The organism is uncultured Brachybacterium sp. (assembly GCF_947500705.1).
GTDB lineage: Bacteria > Actinomycetota > Actinomycetes > Actinomycetales > Dermabacteraceae > Brachybacterium.
This window is the reverse complement of the sequence record NZ_CANMSY010000007.1, coordinates 14,025-30,035: the sequence shown is the minus strand read 5'-3', so window position 1 is coordinate 30,035 and position 16,011 is coordinate 14,025. Positions and strand designations below refer to the sequence as shown.

Here is a 16,011-nt window from a genome sequence, read left to right as displayed (position 1 = left end):
GTGTCCTGGGTGCTCATGGACGCTCTGGCCCGCCACGTCGCGCGGCGGCCTGCCGGGATGCCGTGGCCTGCAATGATGCGGTGGCGTCGGCGAGGGCGTCGGCGTCGGCCCCGAGGGTCTGCTCGACCCAGTCGTCGTCGTAGACCGTGCTGAGATAGGGCACGCCGCCGTCGTGCACGATGAACGCCACCCGCGAGCCGGGCGCCAGCTCGGGAACCAGGGAGCCCAGCGTGTGGACGATGCCGCCGGTGGAGGCGCCGGCGAGGATGCCCTCGCGGCGGGCCAGCAGGCGCGCCCCGACCACGCAGTCCAGCCCGCTGACGCGCACCACGCGATCCGGATCGACTGTGCGGGAGATGTCGGTGACCACGCCCGCACCCAATCCGGGCAGCGGGCGCGGTGCAGCCGTGCCGCCGAACAGGACGCTGCCCTCGGCGTCGACCGCGACCGTGCGGGTGTCCATGGAGTTCTCGCGGAGGTACGCGGTGCACCCGGCGATCGTGCCGGTGGTGCTCACGGCCGCCATCAGCACGTCCAGGCGATGATCGGTGGCCTCGGCGATCTCGGCCATGGTGCCGGCCGCGTGAGCGCCGGGGTTCGCAGGATTGCCGTACTGGTAGAGGTTCACCGCGCCCGGGATCTGCGCGAGCAGCTGCTCGACGCGGTGCAGCCGGGCGGTGAGCAGGTCCCCGGTCTCCGGATCGGGCTCCGAGACCATCTCGACCTGCCCGCCGAGCGCCCGGATGGTGGCCACCGTGGTGGCATTGGTGCGGGAATCGACCACGCACACGAAGTTCACCCCGTGCGTGGAGCACACTCGTGCCAGGGCGACCCCGAGGTTGCCGGAGCTCGACTCGACCACCGTGCCCCCGGCCACGAGGTGCCCGCGTGCGAAGGCGTCGCGCACCATCGCCAGCGCCGGACGGTCCTTGGTGCTGCCGCCAGGGTTGACGGACTCGAGCTTGGCGAGGATCTCGATCCCGGAGTCCGGGAACAGACGGTCGAGACGGATCAGGGGGGTGCGGCCCACGGCGGCGGAGATGCCGACGGTGATGCCGAGAGCGACGGCGCCGGAGGTGCCGAGGCGGGGCTCCGGGGCTGGCTGCGCGAAGTCTGTGGTCACTTTCGTCAAAATACGGCATCGCGGGGCTCGCGACGAGGGGTGTTCGGTACCGAACGGTCGGTTCCGCGCCCGGGACAGGAGGAGGCTTGTACCGTCGGACGGGACAGCACCGGCGACACGGGAGGATCCCAGATGACCGACGACACCCTGGCACTGAAGGACGTCGTGGACACGCTCCGCGACGCCGACATCGTCATGCTCACCACCGCCCTTCCGAACGGCAAGCTCCTGTCGCACCCCCTGTCCGTCCAGGGCGTGACCGATGACGGGGACGTCTGGTTCTTCGTCGGACTGCAGGGTGGGCAGGCCGAGGCGCTGCGCAGCGGCCCGCAGGTGAACCTCTCGATCTCGCAGGCAGGGTCGTGGCTGTCGGTGGCCGGGAGCGCTGAGTTCGTCGAGGACCGTGCCCTGGTCGAGCAGCTGTGGACCAAACGGGCGGAGGCCTACTTCCCCGGCGGCGCGGACGACCCGAATCTGGGGCTGCTGCGGGTCAGCGGCGAATCCGCCCAGTTCTGGGGTCTGCCTGGAGGCAAGGCCACCGGGATCGCGCAGATCCTCAAAGCGAAGGTGTCCGGCGAGCGCCCGCCCGGAGGCACCGCCACGACCGAGCTCTGACCACGGACGTCATGGGTCAGCCGGGAGGGGACGAGGGCCCGGAGCGGACACCCGACGGTCGATACATCGTGGTGCGCGGCCGCCGGTGGCGAGCCACTGACCCCGATCTCGCCGAGGAGATCACCGGCCCCCTGCGCTCCGAGCTGGGGCGGGCCCGCTCCGCGATCGGCAGGTCCCAGGACCCCGACGAGGTGCGGGCCTGGCGGGACCGGGTCCAGCTCGCCAAGGAGGGCCTGGGGGAGCGCGGCGAGGCCTGGTGGGAGATGGGGCCGGCCGATCGTGCGGAGCGGGCCCGCGAACGCCTGGACCGCCTGCGCTCCACGGACGTCACGGGTTGCTCCGCTCCGTGAGGATCGCGGGCCGAGAGATCAGACCGGCAGGCCGGTCTCGCGGACCGTCGCCCGATGCTTCGCCTCACGACCGGCCTTGCGCCAGCCGTCGATGGTGTCCCACGCAGCGACCCCGATGACGCTCAGCACGAACAGGACCACGACCACGCGAGCCGTGTCCGGCCCGCTCCCGTCGCTGGGGAGGATGAGGCCCATGAACTCGGGATTCACCAGGCGCTCGTTGCCCAGCAGGGTCAGGATCACGCTGACCCACACCGCCGCGAGAGCGGTGTTGGCGACAGCCAGGCCCGTGGTCCAGCCGCGGCGCAGATGGACGAGGACGGCGAGACCGACCTCGAGCAGGAGAAGCACGACCATGCCGAGCAGCGCCCAGGGCCACAGCTGCGGGTGGAGGATCTGGAGGTCGTGGGCCTGGCCGTCGATCTGCACGAATCCGCGGAAGCGGTCCCAGAGCACCGCGCCGATCATCAGTCCGGCGAACACCACGGAGGCGACCACCTCGGAGCGGCCCGCCCCCGTGGGGCGCGGCTCCGGCAGCTGGTCGAGATCCCAGTCGTGGCCGGTATCGGACCCGGTGCGCTCCAGGATGACGAACATCAGCGTCACCCAGAAGAACAGGTGCACGGTGGCGGAGATCCCCACGCTGATCGCCTGCCCGATGACCTCCCCGCCGGGGCGCCGATGATGACCTGGACGAGGGCGACACCGCCGACAGCGGCGGCGGGCACGATGGCCAGCAGGAGCTTGAGCAGCCGCCACCAGGCCAGATAGTAGCGCGGTCCCAGCAGGTGCAGCGGCCGGTCGGTGTAGCTCGCGGCGAGGGCGACCGGGTCACCGAGATCGGTGAGCACGGCGCGCTCGGCCTCAGCAGGGTCCTCGCCCTGCTCGAGACGCGACTCGATGGCGTCGGCGATGGAGGCCTCGAGCTCGGCGCGCACGTCGCTCTGGGTCTCGAGCGGGAGGGAACCGGTCGTGGCGCTGATGTAGCGCTCGGTCAAGGTGGTGGTCATGTCAGTTCTCCTCGGGCGTTCCCAGGTCGTCGGTGAGGGAGGCGATGGACCGGGAGAGATTGACCCAGTCCTGGCTGAGGGTCTCGGCCAGGCTGGAGCCGTCGGCCGAGGTGACGTAGAACTTCCGGGGTCTGGAATCCTCGGTGTTCCACTCGCTGGTCAGGAATCCCTGCTTCTCGAGACGCCGCAACAGGGGATAGAGCGTGTTGGCATCCGTCGTGAAGCCGCGTGACTCGAGCTGCTCGAGCAGGCTGTATCCGTACCCGGGGGTGCGCAGCAGCCGCAGGCACGCCAGTACGACGGTGCCGCGCCGAAGCTCCTGCAGGTGGGGATCGAAGGACTCGCTCATGCCCCACACCATAGTGTGCGTGACACACCATTGTCCAGGGGACTGCGCTGTCTCGGTGGTGCTGTCCGGGTGGTGCTGTCTAGGCGGTGCCCTCGGGAGATGGCCCGCGGCCGCGGAACAGGAACTGGGGGGTGCCGTCGTCGGCCGTGGCGCGTTCGGCAGCGACCCCGTAGGTGGCGCTGACCAGGGATGCGGGCAGTGCCTCCCGCGGAGGGCCCTCCGCCTGCACGAGCCCATCGGCCAGCACCAGCACCCGATCGCAGTAGCGGGCGGCGAGGTTCAGGTCGTGCAGGACCACGATGGTCGCCAGTCCCTTCGAGCGGACGATCTGCAGCACGTGGTGCTGCGAACCGATGTCGAGATGGTTGGTCGGCTCGTCCATGAGCAGCAGGCTGGGCTGCTGGGCGAGCGCCCGGGCGATCAGCACCCGCTGCTTCTCCCCGCCGGAGAGCTGTCCGAACTCGCGCTGCGCGAGATGCAGGGCGCCGGAGTCCTCAAGCGCCCGAGAGGCGATCTGCAGGTCCGCGTCGGACGTCGAGCCGAAGGTGCTGGAATGGGGGATGCGGCCCAGCAGCACCACATCCGCGACCGTCAGCGGTACCTCACCGGAGATGTCCTGCGCCATCACCGCGATCCGTCGTGCCCGCTCGCGGCCCGAGTAGGTGCTCAGCGCGCGGCCGTCGAGCAGCACCTGGCCGACGTCCGGCACGAGGGCGCGATGCAGGATCCGCAGGGCGGTGGTCTTCCCGCTGCCGTTGGGGCCGACGAGCCCGAGGACCTCCCCGGCTGCCACCGAGAGATCCACCCCGCGGAGCACCTGGGTGGCGCCGAAGGCATGGTGGAGCCCGCGGGCCCTCAGGAGCACCCTGGGCCCGGCCGCGGCGCTGGAGCCGGCGATGGTTCCGGCGCGGGTCTCCTCACCGGTTTCCTCACGGGTCTCGGCGTCGGACCCGGTCTGGTGTCGGAGCATCAGCCCTCGAGCTCGAGCAGCCACTCGTGGATCCTCTCCAGCCCGTCCACCACGAGCGGGGACGCGGGCTCGGCGAAGTTGAACAGCAGCGGCAGCGCCGCCTGTTCCTGGACCGCGCGCAGGCCCGAGAGCTGGTCCTCGCTGACCATCTCCGCGGTGAGGTCGCTGCCATCGCCCTCACCCTGGTAGAGCACGATCAGCACGTCCGGGTCCGCAGCGAGCAGCGGTTCGGCGCTGATCTCGAACACGCGCTCCGGGGAGTCCGCGAAGACGTTCTCGATGCCCAGGGCATCCAGCTGCGCGGTGACCATGCTGCCGGCGCCGTAGGTGTACAGCGGCCCGCCGCCGGCGGAGGGGTACAGCACCGCAGCGGTCGTCGTGCCGAGCCCCTGCGCGGACTCGGAGACGGTGGCCACCCGTTCCTGCAGCGAGGTCGCCAGGGACTCCGCCTCCGTGACCCGGTCGAAGATCTGCCCGGAGGTGCTGATCGAGGAGTACAGCGTCTCGAAGCTCGCGCGCTCCCCGCCGGTGCTGCAGAAGATGTCCTGGACCATGACCTCCGCACCCGCATCGGCCAGCGCCTCCCGGGTGACGCCGTCCGGCAGTCCGAAGACGATGTCCGGCTCCTGGGCGATCACGACCTCCTGCGAGATCAGCAGGTGACCGGAGGCGTCGATGTCCTCGGACAGCGCCGGGATCGCCTCGAGGCGGGCGCTCAGATCATCGTCGAAGTACCCGAGCGGGAAGGCCCCCGCGCGGGCGACGACTCGGTCCAGCACCCCGATCCCGTCCAGCGTGGTCACCGGCGCGGACTCCAGCAGCACGATCCGCTCCGGCGGGGTGTCGAAGGTGAGCGTGGCCTCGCAGTTGGCGAGCTCGAGCGGGAATCCGCCCGCGGTACCGGCGGCGTCACCGTCCGGGGCCGCCCCACCGCCGGCCTCGGAGCCGCAGGCCGTGGCGGTGAGGCCGACGAGCCCGACGATCCCTGCCAGGGCGGTGCGGCGGCTCAGGGGGCCGGCTGCGGGCCGACGAGCGAGGTGCTGAGTCATGGGGAACCTTCCGGAGGAGCGGTGGCGTGCTCAGCCCTGACGGGCGTAGAGGCGACGGACCAGGAGGAGCAGGAAGGGGGCGCCGATGGCGGCGGTGAGCACGCCGATCGGCAGCTCGCGCGGCTGCATCACCACGCGGGCGAAGGCGTCCGCCCAGAGCAGGAACAGTGAGCCCAGCAGGGCGCTCGCGGGGATGAGCACGCGGTGTCGGGCCCCGACCAGGCGGCGTGCCAGGTGCGGGATCACGAGACCCACGAAGCCTATCGCCCCGGCGCCGGCGACGGCGGCCGCCGTGCACAGCGAGACCACCAGCAGGAAGACGATCCGGGCGCGGTCCGGGGAGATGCCCAGCCCGTGGGCGATCTCGTCCCCGGCGCTCAGCGCATCCAGCACCCGCGCCCCGAGGATCATCACCACGACACCCAGCGCGGCAGCGAGAATCGCTATCAGCAGGAAGGCGTTCCAGCGGGCCAGCGACAAGGAGCCCAACATCCAGAACATCACCGAGCGCGACCCCTCCGCGGAGTCCGAGGAGAAGATCAGCAGGTTCGTCACCGCCGTGAGTGCGTAACCCACCGCGACGCCGGACAGCAGCAGCCGCAGCGAGGTGACCCGCCCGCCGGTGCGGGCGATGAGGAACACCAGCAGCGCCGCCGAGAGCGCGCCCACGAAGGCCAGCAGCGACTGCGCGTACTCCCCGAATGCCGCGCCGACCCCGAAGAGGATCGCGGCCGCGGCACCGGTGGAGGCGCCGCCCGAGACCCCGAGGATGTAGGGGTCGGCGAGCATGTTGCGCACCATGGCCTGCAGCGCGGCGCCGCTGATCGCGAGGCAGGCGCCGACGGCCGCCCCCATCAGCACCCGCGGCAGGCGCACGGCCCAGACGATGGAATCCGTCGCGGCCTCCCACGAGACCGTCATCGGCAGACCGAGATGCTGGGCGATCACCCGCGCGGTGACTCCCGGCGAGATCTGGACCGGGCCGATGCCCAGGCAGATCACCACGCTGAGCGCCGTGACCACCACGAGCACCGCGAGGGCGACGGCGGAGCGGCGGCCACGTGCACGCACTCCCAGCGCATCGGGTGCGGGCGCGGGTGCGGAGGATGCAGGGGGGCCCGGCCGGCTGGGGGCGGCGAGGTCACGCCCCTCGACGCGGCGGGAGGCGGCGGAGCCTGGGCCGGGGGAGGCTGCTCCCGGCGCGGCAGGCTCTGCTCCCAGGGAACATCGATCCGCAGTCATTTGCACGACCATACAAGTGATGTGGAGCGGGACTGCTCGATATGCCAGGGATTGCCAGGCGGGTGCTAGTGCGGATGGCGGACGCCGGGCAGGTGATCGGAGCCCATGTCGTGCAGCAGGTCGTGGATGAAATCGTCGGCCAGCTCGTAGCGCACCTCGCGGCCGGTGCGCACGGCGCGCACCCAGCCGGCTTCGCGCAGCAGTGCGAGGGCATGAGAGGTGGTCGAGTCGTGGGCCCTGGTGGCGCGGGCGATGTCCGAGCTGCGTATCCCAGGGTGGGCGTGGATGCAGAACAGGATCCGCAGTCGGCGCGTATCCGACAGCAGCGCCATCCTCTCCGCGAGCTGGTCGAAGCCCTTGGCCTGCTCGAGCAGTGTGCTCAGCTCGTCGACCAGCTCCTCGTCACGGACCTCCGTCGCGGGCCGCGGCATGTGCAGGGAGCCGGAGGTGTCCATGGAGAAGAGGGTACGCGGGCGGGTTCCGCAGGCGGGGAGAGGCGCCTCGCAGGCGGGCGGATTTTCTGCGCACGGATTTTCGCGCACGGATTTTCTAGCGGCGGACTTTTTGTTCGAGTGGTTTTAGAGAGGGCGGGAAATCCGCTCTCGGAAAAGTGACCAACGTCCCGGAGCGGCGAAAAAGGCCGGGCTACGGTGAATCCTGTCGTGAAGTTCTCCGAAGAATTCCGAGAAAAACCAGAGAACCCAGACGCCACCGCGCACCTCTCGCGCACTTCTTCACACCTGCGCACTCCCCCTGTGCGACGGGCTGTCTTCTCTCGGCTCGCGCCGTGCCGGCCCTCCCTCTGATGAACGATTGGATCCCCACCGACATGGCGAAAACTTCGGAGCTGTCGCCGACTCGACAGCCCGCGCATCATGTTGGCCACGGCAAGGCCGTGACCATCCTCCTGCTGGGAACCCTCTGCCTCGCCTTCTCCGGCATCTGGGTCAAGGCGTCCAACTTCGAGCCCGCGACCTCCGTGGTCCTGCGCTGCTGGCTGGCGCTGTTCTTCCTCGTACCTTTCGCCATCGTCGAGATCAGGAAGAAGGGGACCCTCAACAAGAACGGCATCATCTGGGCCGCGATCGCGGGCCTGATCCTGGGCGTCGACTTCACCGCCTGGAACTACTCGATCTTCTACGTGGGCGCCGGCATCGCCTCCGTGCTGTTGAACCTTCAGGTGATCATCCTGCCGCTGCTGGCGTTCTTCATCGACCGTGAGCGGATCCCGCGCAACTACTGGTTCGTGCTGCCCGTCATGGCAGTCGGCATCGCCATGGTCGGTGGCGTGTTCGACCCTGTCGGGGAGGCCGTGGGCCCTGCCGCGATCGCCGGCATCCCGATCGCGATCCTCGGCACCCTGCTGGGGGCGCTCTCGGGAGTTTGCTACGGCACCTACCTCTACACCTCGCGCAAGTCGACCCGGGTGAACCCCGGTCGTTACCTGCAGCCGATCGCGATCGTCTCCCTCTTCCAGGGTTTCCCTCCGATCGCCTACATGATCTTCCGTGGAGAGGGCTTCAACTTCACGCAGGGCATGCTGAATGCGGAGGGCGTGCTGCCCACCGCGCCGGATGGCGCTTTCGACCCCACCGGTGGGGCGCCGATCGACGGCATGAACTGGCTGTGGATGATCATGCTGGCGGTGCTGGGACAGTTCATCGCCTGGACCTTCGTCCAGATCGGCTCGGTGAACATGAACCCGACCCTCTCGGCCGGCCTGCTGCTGCTCTCCCCGGTCTCCACGATCTTCATCGCCGCGATCCTCTTCAGCGAGATCCCGTCGACCCTGCAGGTGATCGGTGTGGTCGCCGTGCTCGGTGCGGTCGCGTACCAGAACGGACTGTTCCACGCGATGCTCGGCAGATCCGCCTCGGACAAGAAGGATGTTCCGCCCGGCACCGACATCTACGACCAGACCCAGGACGATCCCCTGCGGCTGCTGGGGGAGAACACCCCTGACGAACCCGCCGACGAGACCTCGGAGTCGCCGCCCGCTTCCCGATGATGGCCGCTGCCGCAAGTGCCTCCTCCTCGGAGCGTGCACGGGCGGCAGGTCGCCCGACAGCGGGCGTCCCGTGCCGGAAGTAGCCGGGCCAGCGGAGCATTCGCACCATCGAGGATTCTTCGGGCCATTCCACAGGAAACCGCTGGAAACAGCGCCCGGGTTCCTCCAGGTATATTTCACTTCGTCCGGAGAAGAAAAACCAGTACCCCCCTCGTTCTTAGGAGAATCATGCGCCTCACTGCACGTGAACAGGAAAAGCTCTTGATCGTGGTGGTCGCCGATCTGGCGCGCCGACGCCGCGATCGGGGCCTGAAGCTCAACCACCCTGAGGCCGTCGCCCTGATCACGGCCGAGCTCCTGGAAGGGGCCCGGGACGGTCGTACCGTCTCCGACCTCATGGACTGGGGAGCCACCATCCTCGCGCGGTCCGACGTCATGGACGGTGTCGCCGACATGGTGACGGATGTCCAGGTCGAGGCCACCTTCCCCGACGGGACCAAGCTCGTCACCGTCCACGACCCGATCCGCTGACCAAGGAAGGCACACCACCATGGTTCGTGCACATGACCGCCGCCACTCCACCGATGTCGCCGTCACCCCCGGGGAATACCTGATCGCGGACGACGACTCGATCACGCTGGGCGACCGGCACAAGATCCTCTGCAATGCAGGCCGCGAGGCCATCTCCGTGGATGTCACCAACACCGGCGACCGTCCCGTGCAGATCGGCTCGCACTTCCACTTCTTCGAGGTCAACGAGGGCCTCGAATTCGACCGGGATGCCGCCTATGGCAAGCGACTCGACATCCCTGCCGGCACGGCGGTGCGGTTCGAGCCCGGTGACAAGCACACCGTCCCCCTGATCGATCTCGGCGGCACCCGTGAGGTCTACGGACTGAACGACAAGGTCAACGGCAAGCTCGATCGCTGACAGGGGCCCTCGCCGCCGTCGGTGACGAGGCCAGCCCGCGGCCGCGCGGCCGCGACCCCGGACCCCTGTGGTCCATCCAGACACCTGTGAGGAGAAGTGCCCCATGTCCTTCGAGATGACTCGTCGGCAGTATGCGGAGATCTACGGTCCCACCACCGGGGACGGTGTGCGCCTGGCGGACACCGATCTGATCGCCCGCGTCGAGGACGATCGGACCAAATACGGCGAGGAGGTGAACTTCGGCGGTGGCAAGGTGATCCGGGACGGGATGGGCCATAACGGTCGGCTCACCCGCGACCAGGGGGTCCCTGACCTCGTGATCGCCAACGCCCTCGTGATCGACCACACCGGGATCTTCACCGCCGATGTCGCTGTGCGCGACGGACGGATCATGAAGATCGGCAACGCCGGCAACCCCGACATCCAGGACGATGTCGACATCCCTATCGGTGTCGCGACCGAGGTGATCAACGGCGCCCACAAGATCATCACTGCCGGCGCCGTGGACACCCACATCCACTTCATCTCACCCGATCAGGTCGAGACGGCATTGGGCAACGGCACCACCACCCTCTTCGGGGGCGGGACCGGGCCCACCGATGCGACCGGTGCGACCACGGTGACTCCCGGACCCTGGAACATCCAGAAGATGCTGCAGGCCACCGAGAATCTCCCGATCAACATCGGCCTGCTCGGCAAGGGCCACGGCCACAACCTCGAGGCCATCGGCGAGCAGATCCGGGCCGGTGCGGCGGGTCTGAAGATCCACGAGGACTGGGCATCGACTCCGGGATCGATCGATCGTGCCCTTCAGGTGGCCGACACCTACGACGTGCAGGTCGCGATCCACACCGACACCCTGAACGAGTCCGGCTTCGTCGACAGCACCATCAAGGCGATCGCCGGCCGGGTCATCCACACCTTCCACACCGAAGGCGCCGGCGGCGGTCACGCCCCCGACATCCTCAAGATCGCCGGGCTGCCCAACGTGCTGCCCGCCTCGACCAACCCGACGCTCCCGTTCACGACCAACACGATCGACGAGCACCTCGACATGCTCATGGTCTGCCATCACCTCGATCCCCGACTGCCCGAGGACGTCGCCTTCGCGGAATCGAGGATCCGCCCCGAGACGATCGGGGCGGAGGACGTCATGCATGACATGGGCGTGCTCTCGATCACGTCCTCGGACTCGCAGGCGATGGGGCGCGTGGGGGAGGTCGTCCTGCGCACCTGGCAGGTCGCCCACCGTATGAAAGCCCAGCGCGGTCCGCTGCCGGGCGACTCCGCGCTGGACGACAACAACCGCATCAAGCGCTACATCGCCAAGTACACGATCAACCCCGCGGTCGCTCAGGGGATCTCCCATGAAGTGGGCTCGATCGAGGAGGGCAAACTCGCGGACATCGTCGTGTGGGATCCGAAGTTCTTCGGGGTCAAGCCGGAGATGGTCATCAAGAGCGGGCGCATCGTGATGTCGACGATGGGCGATTCGAACGGCTCGATCCCCACGCCGCAGCCGCGCACCCACCGGCTCAGCTTCGGGGCCATGGGCTCCGACGTGAACGAGAACTCGGTGACGTTCCTGCCCACCGTGGCTCTCGAGGACGATGTGCCCGGCAAGCTCGGGCTGCGACGTCGGTGCCTGGAGTCCCGTGGGAACCGGGACATCTCCAAGGCCGATATGCGCCTGAACGATGCCACTCCGACCATCGAGGTCGATCCGCAGACCTACGAGGTGCGCATCGACGGGGAGGTCGTTCGCTCCGAGCCGGCCGACGAGCTGCCCATGGCGCAGCGCTACTTCCTCTTCTGATCCCTGCTCTGCTCCGACCACATCTCCGACCCGACCATCTCTCCGATAGGAGGACCATGCTCATCACCCAGACCCTCGGGAACCTCTCCGAGCTTCCTGACTCCGAGCGCTCCGCTGTGACCATCGACCCGGTCCGTCTCGGCAACCTCGAGCTCGTCAAGCGCGTCCAGCGCGTCACCACGGCCTCAGGCCGCGAGATCGGCCTTCGCCTGCCCACGGAGCTGCGTGAGCTGCGTGACGGCGACGTGCTCCACCGGGAGGGCGATGAGGTCATCACCGTCGAGGTGCTGCCCAGCGACGTCCTCGTCATCCGCCCCGCCTCGATCCACGAGATGGGGGTGATCGCCCACGGGCTCGGCAACCGTCACCTGCAGGCGCAGTTCTTCGACGCGGACAGCGAGTACGGCCAGGCCGTCATGGTCGTCCAGTACGACCACACCGTCGAACACTTCCTGGAGCACCAGGCCGCCCTGTACTCCCGTGAGGACCGCGTCCTGCCGCACCCCTTCCGTCATGCCGAACACACCCATTAGTGGCCGCGCGCAGCTCGTTCTGCTGCACCTGACCGACTCGGCCCTGCCCACCGGCGGCTTCAGTCATTCCTTCGGGTTGGAGGACTACCTCCTGCGCGGCATCGTCGACGGCCCGGACAGCTTCGAGCGCTGGCTGCACTCCTACGTCCGCCAGACCGCGCACAACGAGGGCCTGGCCGCCCGGCTCGCCGCGCAGCTCGAACTGCGCAGCCGTACGGGGGAGGACGTGGCAGGGGAGGTCGCGGAGCTCGATGTGCTCATGCACGTCTCCCTGATCCCGGCGCAGATCCGCGCGGCGAACACCTCGATGGGAAAGCGGATGGGCAGGATCGTGCGCCACGTGGTCCCCGACGCCCTGACCGCAGCGGAATACATCTCCGCCATCGAGGCGGGGCGACTGGCCGGCTCACCGGCGATCGTCTTCGGCCTGGCCGTGAGTCATCTCGACGTCCCGCCCGAGCTCGTGGTGCGTGCCTTCCTGATGCAGCTGACCACGTCGATCACCCAGAACGCGATCCGCGGGATCCCGATCGGGCAGGACGCCGGTCAGCGGATCCTGGCCGGTACCCACGCCGTGATCTCGGAGACCGTCGAGGAGGTGATGCACCTGGAACGCGTCGACCTGGGCGCGGCACCGCCGGCGCTCGAGCTCGCCCAGATGCATCACGAGACGCAGCGCTCACGCATGTTCATGTCCTGACGTCGCGTCCCCCGATGTCACCGGACCACCCCGACCGCACCATCGTCACCACCGCACCCTCGTCACTACAGCAATCGTCACCACAGAGAGGACCCTCACCATGGCTCCCATCAAGATCGGCGTCGGCGGCCCCGTCGGCTCCGGCAAGACCCAGCTCATCGAGCGCATCACCCGTGCGCTCGACAGCGAGGTCTCCATGGCCGTGATCACCAACGACATCTACACCATCGAGGACGCGAAGATCCTCGCCCGCAACGGCGTACTGCCGGTCGAGCGGATCATCGGGCTGGAGACCGGTGGCTGCCCGCACACCGCCATCCGCGAGGACACGTCGATGAACGATGATGCCTACGAGCGGCTCGCTCAGCGGTTCCCTGATCTGGACATCGTGTTCATCGAGTCCGGTGGCGACAACCTCTCCGCGACGTTCAGCCCGGAGCTGGTCGACTTCTCCATCTACATCATCGACGTCGCCCAGGGCGAGAAGATCCCCCGCAAGGCCGGTCAGGGGATGATCAAATCGGACCTCTTCGTCATCAACAAGATGGATCTCGCCCCCTACGTGGGTGCTGATCTGTCCGTCATGAAGGCCGATTCCGAGGAGTTCCGCGGGGAGAAGCCCTTCGTGTTCACGAACCTCAAGACCGATGAGGGGCTGCCCACGGTGCTGGAGTGGATCCGCCGCGACGTGCTCATGCAGGACCTCGCCGTCTCATGAGCACCCTCGCGCTCCCGGCCGAGCTGATCGATTCCGCCTCGCTGCCTCCGCGGCTGTGGGACCTGCGGGACCTGCGCGGTCAGCTCGGTCTGGACGTCGCGGTGCAGGATTCGAGGTCGTACGTGCGTCGCCAGTCGCACAGCGGCTTCCTGCGGGTGATCCGCCCCCACTATCTCGATGGGTCGGGACAGGCGTTCCTGACGATGATCAATCCGGGAGGGGGCTACTTCGGAGGTGACGACTACCGGATCGACGTCCATCTGGACGAGGACGCCTCGCTGCTGCTGACCGACCAGTCGGCCACGACCGTGTACAAGACGCCGGGAGACTACTGCCTGCAGGAGGTCAATGTGTCCCTGGGGGCGGGGGCGGTGCTCGAGTACCTGCCATCCCAGGTGATCCCGTTCCGGGACGCCACCTACCACCAGCATCTGCGGGTCTCGATGGATCCGACCGCCACGTTCCTCTCCACCGAGATCATCACCCCCGGGTGGTCCCCTGACCGGGGCCTGTTCGAGTACGACGAGGTGCGCCTCCGCTCCGCGATCAGCGTCGGCGGCCGACCGGTGCTGCTCGACAACCTGCTGGTGCGGCCCGGGTCGCATTCCCACGAAGCGGATTCGCTGCTGTTCCTGGAGGACATGACGCATCTGGGAACGCTCACCGCGATCGATGCCCGTATCGACGACGAGGTGCTCGCGCTGGTCCGACAGGTCCTCGCGGAACGGGCCGCAGCAGCCTCGCAGCCCCTGCGCTTCGCGGCCACCTGCACCGGTGGGCCCGGTCTCTCCGTCCGGGTGATCGGTACGCACACCGACGACATCACCGCCTGCTTGCACGGGGTCGCGGACGCGCTGCGTGCCCGCTGGAGAGGGCAGGGCCCGCTGCAACTGCGCAAGCAGTGATCCGGTGAGCTCCAACTGGCGCTCCATGTCCCTCGCCCACCAGGGCGTCGTCCGGGAGTGCTGCGGCGGTCGCGGGCACATGCAAGTGCCGGGGTGATCCATGGGGACACCGCAGCCGGGGATCGCGGTCTGTCGATCCCGGTCAGGTCCGTCCACGTGATCGGCCCCTCCGTGTGCATCACCCCTAGACTGGCGCACGACCTCGCCCTGTTTACCGGGCCAGTGGGCGTTGGAGAAGGTCTCCGCCGGCTTCCAGGCCGTCATCGACACCTCCGGCGAAGGCATCGCCTTTCTCTTCGGAGGTCTGCTGCCTCTGGAGGCGGAGGGCAGCATCTTCGCACTCCAGGTGCTGCCGGTGATCGTCTTCTTCGCATCGCTCACCGCGGTGCTCTACCACTGGAAGATCCTGCCGAAGGTGGTCCACTGGCTCGGCGGTGCGCTGGGGAAGGCGCTCGGCACCGGCTACGCCGAGTCCGTCAATGCCGCCGCGAACATCTTCGTGGGACAGACCGAGGCCCCGCTCGTGATCCGCCCCTACCTCAAGGAGCTCTCCCGATCCGGCCTGTTCGCGGTGATGGTGGGCGGCCTGACCACCGTCGCCGGCTCCGTGCTGGTGGGCTATTCGCTGCTCGGTGCCCCGCTGGAGTACCTCATCGCGGCGAGCTTCATGGCGGCGCCGGGTGCCCTGCTGATGGCCAAGATCCTCATCCCGGAGGACGATCCTGACGCCGTCGCCCGCGAGGCGGCGATGGTCGCCACCACCAGCCACGCCTCGAAGGGGCGGGCCGGAACCGCTGCGAACGACAGTGCGGCAGGCAACTCGGACGCCGGCACGACGACCGCCGCGACGACGACCGCCGACGCCGACAACCCCGGCGCCGAGGCCGACCTCGGACCCGACGCCGAAGCCGCCGGGCGTGAGGAGGACGGCGAGCTGTCCTACACCAACGTCATCGACGCCGCCGCCGGTGGTGCGGCCGACGGGTTGAAGCTCGCCCTCAACGTGGGCGCCATGCTGCTGGCCTTCATCTCCCTCATCGCCCTGATCAACCTGCTGATCGGCGTGGTCGGCGGTTGGTTCGGCGCGGGTGACCTCACCTTCGAACAGATCCTGGGCTGGGTGTTCGCCCCGATCATGGCGATGATCGGCGTGCCGTGGCATGAGGCGGTGGCCTCGGGCAGCTTCGTGGGTCAGAAGGTCGTGGTCAATGAGTTCGTGGCCTTCGCCGGCTTCGGCCCGCAGATCGAGTCCTTCAGCCCCAAGACCGCCGCGATCACCAGCTTCGCGCTGACGGGCTTCGCGAACCTGAGCTCGCTGGGCATCCTGCTCGGCGGACTCGGCGGACTGGCGCCCAGCAGGCGCTCGGAGATCGCGCAGCTCGGCCTGAAGGCGATCCTCGCCGGCACCCTCGCCAACCTCATGAGCGCCGCGATAGCGGGGGTGCTGATCGGCTGACTGCTCAGCGGTGAGAACCGGCAGTTGGCCCCTGTGAGGAGCGGCGCGGCTCAGAACGTCCCAGCGGCCACGAGGTCGGTGCTGGAGAGGACCCGCAGAGGGGCGCGGGGGCGGAGTGCGTTCCGGCAGAGACGCGGCCCACCGGGGGGACGTCGGCTGCGGACGGACGCCGGGCCGGAGAGCAGCCCCGCCTGGAACGCCTCGAGGGCCGGCCCCGGCGTGGGGACGGCCCTCGA

Annotated in this window: 19 protein-coding genes; 11 read left to right on the top strand and 8 right to left on the bottom strand. The window is 68.8% G+C overall.

Features of this window, described 5'->3' with window-relative positions:
* Positions 1–13: 13 nt before the first annotated feature.
* On the bottom strand, positions 14–1,123 hold the full coding sequence (sbnA, locus tag Q0937_RS12630) for a 2,3-diaminopropionate biosynthesis protein SbnA (RefSeq protein ID WP_299304147.1): 1,110 nt from the start codon (positions 1,121–1,123) through the stop codon (positions 14–16).
* 132 nt (positions 1,124–1,255) lie between these two features.
* Here sbnA and Q0937_RS12625 point away from each other — a divergent pair, with 132 nt between their 5' ends.
* Positions 1,256–1,738, top strand: a complete 483-nt coding sequence (locus Q0937_RS12625; protein WP_299304146.1) for a pyridoxamine 5'-phosphate oxidase family protein — start codon at positions 1,256–1,258, stop codon at positions 1,736–1,738.
* An 11-nt stretch (positions 1,739–1,749) separates the two neighbouring features.
* Complete coding sequence (locus Q0937_RS12620; RefSeq protein WP_299304144.1) at positions 1,750–2,088, top strand: biopolymer transporter Tol; 339 nt, start codon at positions 1,750–1,752, stop codon at positions 2,086–2,088.
* 18 nt (positions 2,089–2,106) lie between these two features.
* On the opposite strand, the gene Q0937_RS12615 is transcribed toward Q0937_RS12620, so the two are convergent.
* The 7 genes from Q0937_RS12615 to Q0937_RS12585 form a co-directional block, all read right to left on the bottom strand.
* Positions 2,107–2,730 (bottom strand): hypothetical protein, encoded by a 624-nt coding sequence (locus tag Q0937_RS12615; protein WP_299304143.1) that lies wholly within the window; start codon positions 2,728–2,730, stop codon positions 2,107–2,109.
* Positions 2,691–3,098, bottom strand: coding sequence for a permease prefix domain 1-containing protein (locus Q0937_RS12610; RefSeq protein ID WP_299304141.1), 408 nt, complete (start codon positions 3,096–3,098; stop codon positions 2,691–2,693). The genes Q0937_RS12615 and Q0937_RS12610 overlap by 40 nt, the downstream gene beginning before the upstream one ends.
* 1 nt (position 3,099) lies before the next feature.
* Positions 3,100–3,447, bottom strand: a complete 348-nt coding sequence (locus tag Q0937_RS12605; protein WP_299304139.1) for a PadR family transcriptional regulator — start codon at positions 3,445–3,447, stop codon at positions 3,100–3,102.
* Between the two features lie 79 nt (positions 3,448–3,526).
* Positions 3,527–4,417 (bottom strand): ABC transporter ATP-binding protein, encoded by an 891-nt coding sequence (locus tag Q0937_RS12600; RefSeq protein ID WP_299304137.1) that lies wholly within the window; start codon positions 4,415–4,417, stop codon positions 3,527–3,529.
* On the bottom strand, positions 4,417–5,466 hold the full coding sequence (locus Q0937_RS12595) for an ABC transporter substrate-binding protein (protein WP_299304135.1): 1,050 nt from the start codon (positions 5,464–5,466) through the stop codon (positions 4,417–4,419). Before Q0937_RS12595 ends, Q0937_RS12600 begins: the two co-directional genes overlap by 1 nt.
* Before the next feature lie 30 nt (positions 5,467–5,496).
* The gene (locus Q0937_RS12590; RefSeq protein WP_299304133.1) at positions 5,497–6,708 is read right to left on the bottom strand and encodes an iron ABC transporter permease; all 1,212 of its coding nucleotides are present in this window, start codon (positions 6,706–6,708) and stop codon (positions 5,497–5,499) included.
* Between the two features lie 65 nt (positions 6,709–6,773).
* On the bottom strand, positions 6,774–7,163 hold the full coding sequence (locus Q0937_RS12585) for a helix-turn-helix transcriptional regulator (protein ID WP_299304131.1): 390 nt from the start codon (positions 7,161–7,163) through the stop codon (positions 6,774–6,776).
* 350 nt (positions 7,164–7,513) lie between these two features.
* Here Q0937_RS12585 and Q0937_RS12580 point away from each other — a divergent pair, with 350 nt between their 5' ends.
* The 9 genes from Q0937_RS12580 to Q0937_RS12540 all read left to right on the top strand — a co-directional run bounded on the left by Q0937_RS12580 (position 7,514) and on the right by Q0937_RS12540 (position 15,775).
* The gene (locus tag Q0937_RS12580; RefSeq protein WP_299304107.1) at positions 7,514–8,716 is read left to right on the top strand and encodes a DMT family transporter; all 1,203 of its coding nucleotides are present in this window, start codon (positions 7,514–7,516) and stop codon (positions 8,714–8,716) included.
* A 228-nt stretch (positions 8,717–8,944) separates the two neighbouring features.
* Positions 8,945–9,247: an urease subunit gamma gene (locus Q0937_RS12575; protein ID WP_299304105.1), complete on the top strand. Its 303-nt coding sequence runs from the start codon at positions 8,945–8,947 to the stop codon at positions 9,245–9,247.
* Positions 9,180–9,647 (top strand): urease subunit beta, encoded by a 468-nt coding sequence (locus Q0937_RS12570; protein ID WP_363323234.1) that lies wholly within the window; start codon positions 9,180–9,182, stop codon positions 9,645–9,647. The genes Q0937_RS12575 and Q0937_RS12570 overlap by 68 nt, the downstream gene beginning before the upstream one ends.
* A gap of 103 nt (positions 9,648–9,750) precedes the next feature.
* Positions 9,751–11,463 (top strand): urease subunit alpha, encoded by a 1,713-nt coding sequence (ureC, locus tag Q0937_RS12565; RefSeq protein WP_299304101.1) that lies wholly within the window; start codon positions 9,751–9,753, stop codon positions 11,461–11,463.
* A 56-nt stretch (positions 11,464–11,519) separates the two neighbouring features.
* Positions 11,520–11,996: an urease accessory protein UreE gene (gene ureE / locus Q0937_RS12560; protein ID WP_299304100.1), complete on the top strand. Its 477-nt coding sequence runs from the start codon at positions 11,520–11,522 to the stop codon at positions 11,994–11,996.
* The gene (locus Q0937_RS12555; protein WP_299304098.1) at positions 11,977–12,696 is read left to right on the top strand and encodes an urease accessory protein UreF; all 720 of its coding nucleotides are present in this window, start codon (positions 11,977–11,979) and stop codon (positions 12,694–12,696) included. Before ureE ends, Q0937_RS12555 begins: the two co-directional genes overlap by 20 nt.
* 100 nt (positions 12,697–12,796) lie before the next feature.
* Positions 12,797–13,414: an urease accessory protein UreG gene (gene ureG / locus Q0937_RS12550; RefSeq protein WP_299304096.1), complete on the top strand. Its 618-nt coding sequence runs from the start codon at positions 12,797–12,799 to the stop codon at positions 13,412–13,414.
* Entirely contained in the window at positions 13,411–14,319 is a 909-nt protein-coding gene (locus tag Q0937_RS12545) for an urease accessory protein UreD (protein ID WP_299304094.1), read from the top strand. The genes ureG and Q0937_RS12545 overlap by 4 nt, the downstream gene beginning before the upstream one ends.
* Before the next feature lie 229 nt (positions 14,320–14,548).
* Complete coding sequence (locus tag Q0937_RS12540; RefSeq protein ID WP_299304092.1) at positions 14,549–15,775, top strand: NupC/NupG family nucleoside CNT transporter; 1,227 nt, start codon at positions 14,549–14,551, stop codon at positions 15,773–15,775.
* Positions 15,776–16,011: the final 236 nt, after the last annotated feature.